Origin of the sequence: Trichococcus flocculiformis, from assembly GCF_900113645.1 — a bacterium.
Taxonomy (GTDB): Bacteria; Bacillota; Bacilli; order Lactobacillales; family Aerococcaceae; genus Trichococcus; species Trichococcus flocculiformis.
The window spans coordinates 1-13,205 of sequence record NZ_FOQC01000014.1 but is presented as its reverse complement, the minus strand read 5'-3'; the positions used below and the strand labels follow the sequence as shown (position 1 = coordinate 13,205).

Annotated in this window: 12 protein-coding genes and 1 other RNA gene; 4 read left to right on the top strand and 9 right to left on the bottom strand. The window is 46.9% G+C overall.

Going from position 1 to position 13,205, the window contains the following annotated elements:
- Nucleotides 1–18: 18 nt before the first annotated feature.
- The 9 genes from mnmA to gshAB all read right to left on the bottom strand — a co-directional run bounded on the left by mnmA (nucleotide 19) and on the right by gshAB (nucleotide 10,337).
- The gene (gene mnmA / locus BMZ71_RS06885) at nucleotides 19–1,143 is read right to left on the bottom strand and encodes a tRNA 2-thiouridine(34) synthase MnmA (protein WP_086988569.1); all 1,125 of its coding nucleotides are present in this window, start codon (nucleotides 1,141–1,143) and stop codon (nucleotides 19–21) included.
- A gap of 137 nt (nucleotides 1,144–1,280) precedes the next feature.
- Nucleotides 1,281–1,874, bottom strand: a complete 594-nt coding sequence (locus BMZ71_RS06880) for a TraX family protein (protein ID WP_086988568.1) — start codon at nucleotides 1,872–1,874, stop codon at nucleotides 1,281–1,283.
- Between the two features lie 116 nt (nucleotides 1,875–1,990).
- Nucleotides 1,991–3,283: an O-acetylhomoserine aminocarboxypropyltransferase/cysteine synthase family protein gene (locus tag BMZ71_RS06875; protein WP_086988567.1), complete on the bottom strand. Its 1,293-nt coding sequence runs from the start codon at nucleotides 3,281–3,283 to the stop codon at nucleotides 1,991–1,993.
- Between the two features lie 173 nt (nucleotides 3,284–3,456).
- Nucleotides 3,457–4,032 carry a xanthine phosphoribosyltransferase gene (locus BMZ71_RS06870; RefSeq protein ID WP_086988566.1) on the bottom strand — a complete coding sequence of 192 codons (576 nt, stop codon included), beginning with the start codon at nucleotides 4,030–4,032 and terminating at the stop codon, nucleotides 3,457–3,459.
- Between the two features lie 284 nt (nucleotides 4,033–4,316).
- Nucleotides 4,317–5,093: a formate/nitrite transporter family protein gene (locus tag BMZ71_RS06865; RefSeq protein ID WP_086988600.1), complete on the bottom strand. Its 777-nt coding sequence runs from the start codon at nucleotides 5,091–5,093 to the stop codon at nucleotides 4,317–4,319.
- Nucleotides 5,094–5,368: 275 nt separating this feature from the next.
- On the bottom strand, nucleotides 5,369–5,716 hold the full coding sequence (locus tag BMZ71_RS06860; protein ID WP_086988565.1) for a cysteine desulfurase: 348 nt from the start codon (nucleotides 5,714–5,716) through the stop codon (nucleotides 5,369–5,371).
- Between the two features lie 54 nt (nucleotides 5,717–5,770).
- Nucleotides 5,771–6,913 (bottom strand): cysteine desulfurase family protein, encoded by a 1,143-nt coding sequence (locus tag BMZ71_RS06855; RefSeq protein WP_086988564.1) that lies wholly within the window; start codon nucleotides 6,911–6,913, stop codon nucleotides 5,771–5,773.
- Between the two features lie 30 nt (nucleotides 6,914–6,943).
- Nucleotides 6,944–8,035, bottom strand: coding sequence for a hypothetical protein (locus BMZ71_RS06850; protein WP_086988563.1), 1,092 nt, complete (start codon nucleotides 8,033–8,035; stop codon nucleotides 6,944–6,946).
- A 10-nt stretch (nucleotides 8,036–8,045) separates the two neighbouring features.
- The gene (gene gshAB / locus BMZ71_RS06845; protein ID WP_086988562.1) at nucleotides 8,046–10,337 is read right to left on the bottom strand and encodes a bifunctional glutamate--cysteine ligase GshA/glutathione synthetase GshB; all 2,292 of its coding nucleotides are present in this window, start codon (nucleotides 10,335–10,337) and stop codon (nucleotides 8,046–8,048) included.
- Nucleotides 10,338–10,526: 189 nt separating this feature from the next.
- On the opposite strand from gshAB, the gene BMZ71_RS06840 reads away from it, so the two are divergent.
- From BMZ71_RS06840 to BMZ71_RS06825, 4 genes are all read left to right on the top strand, one after another.
- Entirely contained in the window at nucleotides 10,527–11,798 is a 1,272-nt protein-coding gene (locus tag BMZ71_RS06840; protein WP_068560137.1) for a replication-associated recombination protein A, read from the top strand.
- A gap of 104 nt (nucleotides 11,799–11,902) precedes the next feature.
- Nucleotides 11,903–12,092, top strand: a non-coding RNA gene (gene ssrS / locus BMZ71_RS06835) — 6S RNA.
- A gap of 114 nt (nucleotides 12,093–12,206) precedes the next feature.
- Complete coding sequence (locus BMZ71_RS06830; RefSeq protein WP_068560135.1) at nucleotides 12,207–12,509, top strand: hypothetical protein; 303 nt, start codon at nucleotides 12,207–12,209, stop codon at nucleotides 12,507–12,509.
- Nucleotides 12,510–12,607: 98 nt separating this feature from the next.
- Nucleotides 12,608–13,078 carry a universal stress protein gene (locus tag BMZ71_RS06825; protein ID WP_068560133.1) on the top strand — a complete coding sequence of 157 codons (471 nt, stop codon included), beginning with the start codon at nucleotides 12,608–12,610 and terminating at the stop codon, nucleotides 13,076–13,078.
- Nucleotides 13,079–13,205 lie beyond the last annotated feature (127 nt).

The following is a 13,205-nucleotide window of genomic DNA, read 5'->3' as shown; positions in this document are numbered from 1 at the left end:
CTCGCTTATTCTTTTCCTCTAAATATACTGCAGGACACGGTCGGCTTGATATGCCTTGTCGATTGTGCCCCCACCTAAGCATTCCATCCCATCGTAAAACACAACAGCTTGGCCAGGTGTGATGGCACGGACCGGTTCCGCAAATTCTACACGAGCGGTCGTTTGGTCTTCGTTCAGATAGACAGTGACTGCCGTGTCTTGTTGGCGGTAGCGGAATTTAGCCGTACACGTGAAGACGGATGGCTTCTTGCCTTCGGATGTGAAATGGATATCGGTCGCATCAAGGCTGTCCGCATACAGATTCTCATGATGGTAACCTTGGCCCACATAGAGCGTGTTGGTCGCCAGATCCTTGCCGATAACAAACCATGGATCATCGGATTCTCCGCCCCCGCCAATTCCCAGACCTTTTCTTTGCCCGATTGTATAATACATCAATCCCGCATGCTCACCCATCACATCGCCGCTCAATGTGACCATTTTCCCCGGAATTGCCGGCAGAAAATTCGTCAAGAATTCTTTGAAATTCTTCTCGCCGATGAAACAGATGCCTGTAGAATCTTTTTTCTTCGCTGTCGCCAAGCCTGCTTCTTCAGCAATGCGGCGCACTTCCGGCTTTTTGATTCCGCCCAGCGGAAACATCGTTTTGGATAGTTGCTCTTGTGATAGCTGATTCAGGAAATAGGTTTGGTCCTTGTTGTCGTCCACGCCTCTGAGCAGATGAGCGGTGCCGTCTTCATCACGGACGACTTGCGCATAGTGCCCTGTTGCGACATAATCCGCACCCAGTTCCATCGCATAATCCAAGAAAGCTTTGAATTTGATTTCCTTGTTGCACATGACATCCGGATTCGGCGTCCGGCCCTTCTTATATTCGTCCAGGAAATATTGGAAGACCTTATCCCAGTATTCCTTTTCGAAATTGACGGAATAATAAGGAATGCCGATCTGTTGTGCGACAGCCTGAACATCCTTGTAATCTTCCGTTGCCGTACAGCATCCGAATTCATCCGTATCATCCCAATTCTTCATGAAAATGCCGATGACGTCGTAACCTTGTTCCTTCAAAAGCAATGCTGTGACAGAAGAGTCAACACCACCGCTCATTCCGACCACCACGCGTATTTTTGAATTGTCTTGCATGCCTATCACACCCTTACTTGATTTGTGTATTTTCTCACTTCTTACATTATATAAGTAACATCCGATACAAAGAAACAGTTTACACCATCCTGGCGCATATTTCAAGCTTTCTTGCCTATCCGTAAACAAGCTGACTGTCACATCAGCCTAGCGATAAATATCAGTACAACTTGATGGATGGGATAGTAGGCATACCCGGCCCATTTTGGCAACGGTCTGACTGGGAAAGTGACCGGCAGAAGCAACGGAATGAACGCCAAGGCAGCGAACCCCTGCAATGATGGGAATTGCAGAGCATTCACCAATAAAAATAAAACAATTCCCGCTCCGACCTGTTTTTCAGCCAGCACATAAATTGTCCAGCCCATCAAAAAGCCGTATAAGCCATATTCCGTAAATTGGGCTAAAAAGATTGCCGGCAAGATGAACCGGTAGTCTTTGATCGATAAGGCAAAAAGAGCCAAAGTGAACAGGATATTGAAGACATTCCCTGTTTGTGCGGTTATTGGCATGCTGATGACGCCGGTCAGCACCAAACGCAGCAGATATTTGCGGAAGTCACGCGTCTCCCTTACCCCTTTCACGGTTGTATACAAAAAACAGGGGAAGGCGATGCGTCCGACGACACGCAGAAAAAGTAATGAAGGGAACAGATAATAGCCGATGTGGTCAATCGTCATGGTGAGGATCGCGATCCATTTGATGAGCGCTGTCTTGTTGTTGTACGCCATTCCGTCACATCCGATCTTCTGAAATTATATGCGTTGCAAAAAAATCTTTCGCAACAAAGAAAACAAAGCAGAACACCTTGGAAGGAATTCTGCTTCATTTTCAGGGAGACTGTCGATCAGACTGTATAAGGTTTTGCATCCAAATTCAGGGTTGCCAAAGCTTGCTCGATGTCTTCGATGATATCATCCACGTTTTCAAGCCCTACCGAAAAGCGAATCAGGCCAGGTGTGATGCCTGCTGCCGCCAATTGTTCATCGGTCAGCTGTCTGTGGGTTGAACTTGCCGGATGGAGCACGCAAGTCCGGATGTCGGCCACATGGACTTCATTGGACGCCAGCTTCAGACTGTCCATGAATTTGATGGCATTCTCTCTGCTGCCTTCGATCGAAAGCGAAATGACGCCGCACGTTCCGAGCGGCAGATATTTTTTTGCCAATTCGTGGTACTTGTCTCCTTCTAAGCCCGGATAGTTCACAAATTCGACTTTTTCGGATTTTTTGAAATATTCAGCAACTTTCAAGGCGTTGCTGCAGTGTCTGTCCATTCTTACAGGCAGCGTTTCAAGCCCCAGATTCAGCAAGAAGGCGGCGTTGGCAGTTGGGTACGCACCCATGTCCCTCATCATCTGTACCCGTGCTTTTGTGATATACGCAGCTTTCTCGAAGCTGTCCGTATAGACGATGCCGTGGTACGATTCATCCGGTTCGGTGAATTCAGGGAAATTGCCGTTCTTCCAGTCAAAATTGCCGCTGTCGACAATGACCCCGCCCATCTGCACAGCGTGGCCATCCATGTATTTCGAGGTGGAATGGACCACGATGTCGGCTCCAAACTCGAACGGCCTGCAAAGGTACGGCGTCGGGAACGTGTTGTCCACGATCAAAGGCACGTTGTTTTTGTGCGCGATCGCTGCCCATTTTTCGATATCCAGGACGGACAAGGCGGGGTTTGCGATGGTTTCTCCGAATACAGCCTTTGTGTTCGGTTTGAACATTTTTTGGATTTCTTCCTCAGGCAGTTCTTGATCGACAAAGGTGCATTCGATTCCGAATCGCTTCAAGGTTACGGCAAAGAGATTGATGGTTCCGCCATAAATGGAGGCGGTGCTGATGAAATGGTCGCCTTCCTTCAGGATGTTCATCAAGCTGATCATGGTGGCTGCTTGCCCGGATGTTGTGCACAAAGCCCCTACGCCACCCTCCATCGCCGCAATTTTTTCTTCTACGGCTGCAACCGTCGGATTGGAGATGCGCGAATACATGTGTCCGGCAGCCGTCAAATCGAATAATTTCCCGATATGTTCCGTTGAGTCATATCTGAATGTCGTGCTTTGGTAAATGGGAAGCGCACTTGGCTCACCGTTCCCTGGATGATACCCTTCGTGTAAACATTGTGTTTCAATTCTCATTATTGAACCTCCTCATTAAGATAACGCTCATAATCTCATGTATATTTAACATTTTACCACAATTCCAAAAAGCTTTGTGGAGATATTGAAGCTAAATCGAAAGATCCATGATGGGCAAAATCCCGTGCTTGAAAATGAAAAAAAAGACAGAGATTATCTGTCTTCCTGACTTGCTATTCTTCTATGAACTGCACCGTTCCGTTTTCAAAGGATTTGATTCGCGCCAATGAATAGACATCCATGCCTTGTTCTTCCAGAATTTTTCTGCCTTTTTGGAATGATTTTTCGATGACGATACCGACACCGGCGATCTCCGCTCCGGCTTGGTTACAGATCTCCATCAAACCGTTGGTTGCCTGTCCGTTCGCCAAAAAGTCGTCGATGATCAGCACATTGTCTTCCGCATCCAAATAGTTTTTGGAGATTGTGATTTCGTTTGTTACATCCTTTGTGAAGGAATAGACAGTGGCCGAATACAGATTGTCTTTCATCGTCAGACTCTTTTGCTTTCTTGCAAAAACAACTTTCACTCCCAACGCCAAACCTGTGAATACCGCAGGCACGATGCCGGATGTCTCCACCGTCAGAATCTTGGTGATTTTTTTGTCGGCAAAATACCTTGCAAATTCATCTCCCATTTGTTGCATCAATACCGGGTCGATCTGATGGTTCAAGAAATTGTCCACCTTCAACACGTTGTCCCCCAACACAATGCCATCCTTCAATATGCGCTCTTCAAGCAATTTCATAAAAAATCCTCCCTGATTCCATTCCGTTTTATCTATCAGCCGCTTGCCACAGCCGGCCAGCAGGCTTTATTTCCATCAACAAATAACAATAAAACAATACAGATAATCTTCGTTTTTGTCAACCATCCCTAAGGCTTATCATCCGTTGGGGCAAGCATCCTCCCCCAAAAAACGAACATAATTTGATTCGGACTGTATTTTATCCGCAGAAGAAAAAACGAGAAGGATCCGTCCTTGCGGATCCTTCTCGTTTTTAGAGGTACCCAGTTGGGCTTCCATAGTCTTTAGTCTACGTAAACTTCAGAACCTTTGTTCATCCAAGAGTAAAGCAAACCGATGATCAATCCGCCGCCGATGTAATTCCCGATCATAGCGAAGAACCAGTTCGTCAGTACGCTGCCGACCGTCATCCCTGGCAAAGCGCCGCCGAATGCGAAGAACGCAAGGCTGAAGGAAGAGAAGTTGGCGATAACGTGCTCAAAGCCTAAGAAGGCAAAGATGAAGATGATGAAAATGGTCGAATAAAGCTTGCCCGCGTCATCCTTCATATGGGCGCTCACAAATACAGTCGTATTCACGATGACGTTCGCGAAGATACCTTCTGCTACCATCTGAACAGGTGTTTTGAGCAATTTGCCTTCAACTGCATGGAACAGGAAGTGCTCAGCCGGCAAATCTTGGAAAATATTCGTGAATGACATGACGAATGAAGCGACTGCGCCTCCGATTAGGTTGAAAAGGATACAAGCGAATAAAATTGCTAAAGCTCTTTTTGGTGCCAACACCTTGCGGTAAACAGCTGCCGTCATGTACATCATATTGGATGTACCCAATTCTGTGTTCATGTAATTGATCATGACCAAAGACCATGCAAACATGAATGAATAGAAAAATTTCCCGCTACCTGGCAGCATATGTTCTGCTTTTTCAGCGACCATAACAGCGATTGATGTACCCAACGTCAAAAACATACCGGCAAGCATACATCTGATGAAATATTTTACTTGCGAAGTCTCAAATAAATTTGACTTCTTTAGGGCGCTTTTATCAACAGTAGTCATGGCTGCGCCTTGATATTTTTGTTCCACTTTCTTCATCTCCCGAATTGTTTGTGCGATTCTGAATAAGTATATCATATTTCATAGAAAATGGAATGAAAAAAATGGCGGTTTATATAATTATATTAATGCACTTATAGTGTGCATCATGTTTTTTTGTGTACATGTATCCAAGCGGACTGCACTTTTTATTTTGTGACAAAAAAACCGGCCGTAAGAATTTAAACAACTCTCACAGAACCGGTCCGTTCTTTTCATCTGTCGCCGATATTTTTGGCTCACTCCGCCGCTTCGGTCAGGACGCCGTTTTCGACCAAGCTGTCCAAAATATATTCCAACTGTTCTTTCGCAGCCGACATGGTTTCCTTGCCGTAGACATCCACTGTCTGCAATCCGTTGCTCGTCGTGGTGGAAACTTTGAATGTCTTCAGATCGGCAGCGACGACAATTTTCACTTTGATGCCTCGCTTATGCAGCACGCTGCTGTCCAAATCGCGGACCAGCTGGAAATTACCGTTTTTGGTTTCTTCAAAGCCATTGTCGCGTAAAGTGTAGCGCTTCACCTGTTCATTCAATTGAAAGGTTTTGCCGGACCCCTTTAAAGATACATTTTTTTCGAATGCCATATGCAGTCCTCCAAGATAACGTTTTCTCTATCATAACATACTTTTTTTCTTTGTTCAGCCGTTCTTGTATTGCTTATTGTGGATGCTTTGCAGCAATGCGATCAAGGTGTCCACTTCGTCGGTTGTGTTAGCCGGTCCGAACGAAATGCGCAAGGACTCCGTTGCGCGCGGATTCCCCTTACCGTACATCGCTGCCAATACGTGACTCGGTTCAAGGCTGCCGGCTGTACAGGCGGATCCGGCCGCCAGCATGATTCCTTTGAGATCGCACTGGATCAGCATTTTGTCAGAACGCATGCCGGGCAGCCAGATGTTCAAGATGTGCGGAACCCCTTCCGGGTAGACACCGTTGCATTCGAATGGGACACCACTCTTTTCAAGTCCGTTCAGGAAATAAGCGCCCAATTCACGCTTTTTGCGGTTGCTCTCTTTGCGTTCCGCTTCCATCAGTGCGACGGCTTTGGCAAATCCCCTGATGTAAGGCGTGTTTTCCGTGCCGCCGCGGTGGTCGTTCTCTTGGCTGCCGCCATGGATGAAATTAGGCAGATGCAGGCTATTTTTGCGGTATAGAAATCCGATTCCTTTGGGACCATTGATCTTATGTGCGGAAACGGACAACAGATCGATATGCTGCTGCAGGACATCAATCTGCTCGCTGCCGTACGCTTGGACGGCATCGGTATGGAAAAGGATGTTCTTCCCAGCCAATAGCGCACCGATTTCGGCAATCGGATTGATGCTGCCCACCTCGTTGTTGGCGTACATCAATGAGACAAGGATCGTATCCTCCCGGATCGCATCAACCACAGACTGTACGGTTACTTTGCCGGTTTCATCCACCGGCAGATAGGTCACCTCAAATCCTAGCGTTTCCAGATAATGCATCGGATGCAGGACTGCGTGGTGTTCCGCCGCAGAAGTGATCAGGTGTTTGCCTTTTCCCTTCAGAGCCAATGCAGTCGGTATGATTGCGGTATTGTTGGATTCGGAGCCGCAGCTTGTGATGATGATATCAGCCGGATCCGCTTTGATTGACGCCGCAAAAATTCTGCGGGCTTGGTCGATATGCTGTCTTGTTTGTCGCCCCAACGCATAAGTGCTGGAAGGATTCCCGTAATCTTCGATAAGCGAATCCTGAATGACCGCGACAACTTCTGGTCTCACTGGTGTGGTAGCGGCATGGTCGAAATAAATCAATTTGTTACCTTCTTTCTTTCACTTGTCTTTCTACTGTTCAAAATAACTGTTCAGCCATCGGTACAGGCGCAGTTCGATATTGTTGTCCAATTCCTTATTGGAGTCTTCAGCCTCTGCTGGACCATGTCCCAATATTTTCTTCGTTGCCTCAAGATCGATAAGACAGAAAAACGCATAGGCCGCCCTTATCCTGTTGTTTGCATTCCAGTACCTTTTCAACAAAGGCTGGGTTTGTATTTGGACGTATTTTTCTTCTGCGGTTCCGATCCGTCCGAACAACGCATCGCAAAACAACGATTCCATCAGATAAATCGGCCAATAGACCGATTCTTTGACCGGACGGTTGGCTGAAAATGTCAACAGCAAGTTATCGGCTTCTTCAAAATCCAATTCCCCCAAAGCGCGGACATAAGCGACCATGTAGAAGTAATCCACCAGGAAGCTTTTTTGATACTGCGTATCCCTTAAACATGCGAAATAGGCATCCGGCAAATCCGCAAAAGGGACTTTTTCTTCGATCAGCTGCGCCATTTCCAATTGCCGGAACAGGAGCTTGCGCGCCTGCAAAGATCGGCTTGCTTCCCTCAGCACGGCTCCATCGTTCTGCCCTTTCGGCAGCAGATTCGCTAAAGCCATCCAGACAGGCACAAAGCTGAACAAAACGAACAGGGAGCCGACCTTCAGCTCCATCAGATAAGCCGAGCTGTAGAGGGCCGCCCCCGTCAAAGCATTCGCCAAAATCCCACCCAGAAGATAACCGCGGTACGGTAATTCCGCATAGTCCCCTTTCGGCGGCGCCATCAAGCATTGGCCCGCCAACAAAGGCGAGGTAGTTTGAATATGATGCAGTCTATGATCCGCTTGGCTGTACTTAAAATGTCTGACTTGAAAACTCACCAACCGGTAACCGCTCAACTTTCCGAACAGAAAATGTCCCCCTTCATGGAGGAGGAGGTGCACATAGACGGATAGGAACAAACCTGCCGACAGTATCGGGATAAGGAGGGGATCAAATGACAACAGATTCCCCCAATTGTTGAATCCCTTCGCAATCAGATATCCGTACGCCATAATGACGGAAACTGAAATGTAGAAGGCAATTCTCAGAAATGACTTTTTCATACAGTTCCCCCTACTCTTCCTCCAGGTGCATTTCCGGGAACAATAATCGCAGGATTTCCATCGTCAAACGGCGACTTTTCCCTTTGTACGGATAAATATGGATCAGCATGGCCGGGTTGAAGTTCGCCTCGATCACCCCATAATTTGGCTCCGCTTGCGTGGCCGGAACCGAATGATCCGGGATGATGATATCCACTCCACAGACCGCAACACCCAGTGCGGCTGCCATCTGCACGGCCAGTTTTTTATAGCTGTCGTTCATCTGATCCGTGACATCAATCGAATCCCCACCGGTACTGATGTTCGAATTGTCCCTCAACCGGACAGTCACTCCTGCGGGCGGAATGCTGTCGAAAGTATACCCTTGGCCTTGGATCGTCAACTTCTCGAGTTCCCCGGTCCCGATCAATGCTAACGGTGTACGATGATTTTTGCCGCGCAAGCTGTCTTTGTTCTTTTCCTCGACCAATTGGCGGATTGTTTGGCTGCCGTCGCCCACCACATTGGCGGGTACGCGCAGCAATACAGCCTTCGTTTCGTTTCCGATGACAAAGAAACGGTACTCGGTGCCGGACAAGTAATCTTCCACGAGCACATCTTCGTCTTCTTCAAATGCCATATGGATGGCTTTTTCATAACCCTCAAAGGATGCGCCGTCCTTGAAAATGGAAATCCCTAACCCGTAGTTCGTGGTCTTTGGTTTGACGACGATGCCTTTCCCGGCAAAGATGGAATAATCACGGAGAGCTGCTGCCGCAGAATGATACTCGCCGCTGTCCGGCACCACGAATCCGTTCTCCGCCAATATTTTTTTGGTGACGACTTTGTTTTCCATAATGAGCGGACCGATATAGCTGTCCTTTGCCGTCATATTGCCATTCTTCACGTATTCGCGATGGTCCTTGTAAGTCAGCGAGATGAATTGGTCATAACGGTCAAGCATGTTGATTTTCAAACCTTTTTGGATGGCATCGAACATCAGGATTTGCGTGGAGAGTTCCATGTCCTCAAATCCCCTCAAAGCATATGGACGTTTCCAGGCAGCCTCTTTGTACTTCTTGGCCAAGGAAGCGGCCCAAGCCGTTTTGTCCTCTCCCGCTTCCAATGCCTTGACCATCTGGCCCGCCACTGTTTTCTCCGGATTTTGGAATGCTTCGATTTTTTCTTTGACGATTGCGCTGATTTTCTCTTCTGCATCGATCGCTTCCAGCATCTGCAGCATACCTTCCAGGACGGATAGTCCTTCCGCTTGGAATGCGGATGGCTGCAAAGGATTCTCCAAAGCAGTGCTGTAATTCATTTCTTTACCGAGCTGCATCTCTGCCTCACTGGCATCCTGATCGATCCACAATAAATAGAGCAAGAAATAATGGATGAAGTACATATCCTCTTTATGCATGCCAAACTCAGCAAATGGGTTCAGATCGAACAGCCTGAATTCGAGATAGGCGATTCCGTTCGTCAGCAAATCACGCGCTTTGTTGGCCCCCCTGAAACGGACAGTGGAATAAAATTCTTTTTCGGCAATAAGCTTACCGGTTGTCACCATTTTTTCGATATCCTGCACATAGGCATCAATCGATTCAAAAGAAACATGCACGTCCGCTTTATTGACATATCCGTACTTGCTGCTGCGGATACTTCTTGTATACTGATCCAACGGCAGATCATGCTGTGATTCTTTTTCAAAGTACGAACGGTCAGCTGATATCGATCCGCCCAGAAGGTAGGTCATGATCCATTGGTAACGAATAAAATTATGAGCCATCTTCAAGTATACATCCGATTGGAACTCCCTAAGCGTCCTGACGGAACCGGAAAGCTGATGAAGCTCTTTGATAAGTACAGGATTCAATTCGAAATTGAAATGAATGCCACTGACCATCTGCTTCTTGTTTCCGTACACTGATACTAGATATTCCCGATAAGCGATATCACTCTCATTGTCCAATTTGGCTACCTTAATTTCTTCACTTGCCGGCATAGCAGGTGGTATACTGCAAGGCAACAGGTATTCACCTTCGGGTAAAGACCGCAGAACAACGTCATGGATAGCCATCAGCCATTCATGCATTTCTTCGATCGATTGCATCGGTGGAGTGATCAATTCCGGTTGACTCTCCGCGAAATCAGTCTGTATGTACGGATGGAAACTGCGATTCCCGAATATTGTCGGATGATTAGTTTTGGCGATTGTGCCTTCGTCCGTTATCCTTTGGCTTTCTTTTTCGATTCCAAAAGAGGCTTTCGAAAATAATGCCGATAATTTGTGTGTTAGAATAATCTCTTTGAAATCCGTCATTATGTACGCTCACTTTCTGCTTCCAATTTTCAATGTATTCATTATAGCTTTTCTGCTTGTAAATAGTAAAGATGTTGCCTGTCTTTCTTTTCAATCAATTTTCAGAATTCTTCAAAAAACAATCGGGCGAATGTTTGTTCTTTTTTATCAGATGGCATATAATGGGTAGAGAAAAAGGAGCGGAGAATCATGAAACAACCTTTAGCATACCGTATGCGTCCCGTCCACATTGACGAAGTCATCGGTCAAAGTCATCTGGTCGGCGAAAATAAAATCATCCGTCGCATGGTCGATGCGAAGATGCTTTCTTCCATGATATTGTATGGCCCACCGGGAATCGGTAAAACCAGCATTGCGAGCGCCATCGCCGGATCGACCCATTCGGCTTTCCGTCAGTTGAACGCCGCAACCGACACAAAAAAAGACTTGCAGATCGTCGTGGAAGAAGCCAAATTTTCCGGCCAGGTCATCCTCTTGTTGGATGAGGTGCATCGGTTGGATAAACCCAAGCAGGATTTTCTCTTGCCGCACCTTGAAAGCGGCCAGGTCATTCTGATCGGCGCCACCACCGAAAACCCATATATCAGCATCAGTCCTGCTATCCGGAGCCGGACCCAAATTTTTGAATTGAAGCCCCTTACTACTCAAGACGTCATACAGGCACTGGAACGTGCCATTGCGGATGAAAAGCGCGGATTGGGAAAAGAAAAGATCCTGATCGAGGAAGACGCCTTGCTCCATTTCGCCAGGAGTACGATGGGAGACGTCCGCGGTTCGCTGAATGCTTTGGAGTTGGCTGCCTTATCCACTAAACCTGATGCGGACGGAACGATCCATATCACCTTGGACATCGCTGAGGAGTGCATCCAAAAGAAAGCCCTGGTTCACGATAAGAATGGCGATGCTCATTATGATGTCATCTCGGCATTCCAAAAATCGATCCGTGGCAGTGATGTCGATGCAGCCATGCATTATCTTGCCAGGCTGTTGGAAGCCGGCGAATTGCTGATCGCCTGCAGACGACTGATGGTCTGCGCCTACGAAGATATCGGCCTAGGCAATCCTCAAGCTGTGGCTCGGACCGTTTTGGCCGTTCAGGCTGCAGAAAAGTTAGGTTTGCCGGAAGCTCGGATTCCCCTGGCAAATGCTGTCGTTGATCTGGCCCTTTCCCCGAAATCCAATTCGGCTTATCTTGCCTTGGATAGCGCACTGGCGGATGTGCGCGCCGGAAAGTCCGGCGACATACCGGATAGCTTGCGTGATGCCCATTATAGCGGGGCAAATAAGTTAGGCCGCGGCATCGGTTATCAATATCCGCACGATTTCCCGGACCACTGGGTCAAACAACAGTATTTACCAGACTCGCTGAAGAGTAGACGCTACTACGAGCCGGCTGCAACGGGCAAATACGAGCAAGCCTTGGCCAACCAATTGCAGCACCGCTTCAACAAAGATTCTTGATGATTTGTTGGTAGCGTTTAACCCATTGTCGCCATTATGTTTCCGGACTCAGTTCCATGTGTTTTGCTTGCCAACAATTGATTAGTATGCTACTATACGTATATAGATTTCTGAGGTGTTCGACATATTCTCAATGTGTTGACCGAACAATTTATTACTACCTTGGGATCCTGTTTATTTCGGTGGATAACACGCCTTATCATTTGGTAGTTAGAGACTGGATATTGGAGCCCACCTGCTTATATGCGGGTTCAAAACTAGTAGAATATACTCACCGGCACCATCGGATTTCTAATAAAGTTTTATACTTTTGGAGCTGCTCATTGAGCAGCTTTTTTTGCAGATTTAAAAGCACGTAAAAGTACTACTTGAGCTCTTATCCCACAATTCCTTTAAGGAGGATGCATATTGTTAGAATTGTTGATTGCCCTTTTTTCATTACTGCTGGTTTCGACCGGCCTTTTCATGACGTTGAAAGGCCCCACTGTTTTCGTATTGGCTCCGGACCGGATCACGGAACAACAACGCCAGCAGATCTGGCTCTTTTTCCGTAATGGCGGAGCTCTGTACATGTTGATCGGATTTCTCTGCCTCCTGACGATTTTTTTCAGGAGTACCCTGCTTTATGTATTTGCCGTGCTGATCTCCTCAGGGTATACAGCACTCTTCAGCATCCGCTTGGCCGGCATGATGAAAGATCAAAGCCACTGATCAATAAATTACCGAAAAAAATCGCATGCGCTTTCATTTTTAAGGAAAGTGAAGTAAAATAAACTTGTAAGCGATACTAGTTTAGAGGAGTGGTTAATATGTTTCAAGAGTATAAGAAGATTTTGATACCGGTTGACGGATCCAGAGAATCAGAATTATCTTTCCGTAAGGCAGTGGAAGTAGCCAAACGGAATAAAGCAGCCATCATCATCACTCATATTATCGACACAAGAGCCATACAGACCCCTACAGGTTTCGAGGGTAGCTTTACAGATGAGATTGTCCGTCAATCCAAAACGTTGATGGAAGAATACAAAATCTATGCTACGAATGAAGGCATTACAGATGTTCAAACAGTCATCGAATATGGTTCTCCAAAAGCGATCATCGCAAAAGATTTGCCTGCCGAACACGGTGTGGATCTAATTATGATTGGAGCGACTGGTCTTAATGCCATCGAGAGACTTTTCATAGGCTCAGTATCCGAGTATGTCATCCGCAACGCACCTTGCGATGTGTTGGTAGTCCGGACTGACCTCGAGAACAAACCCAAAACTAAGAAAAGCTGAACGGGTTCGTTCAGCCCTGAGTAAGGAAACATTGTGACCTAATCGGTCAAGTACTCTGATGTCACAGTGCGACATCAGAGGGCCTCACTGCGAGACCAGTTGGATGGCCTGATGACAGGAATAAGCG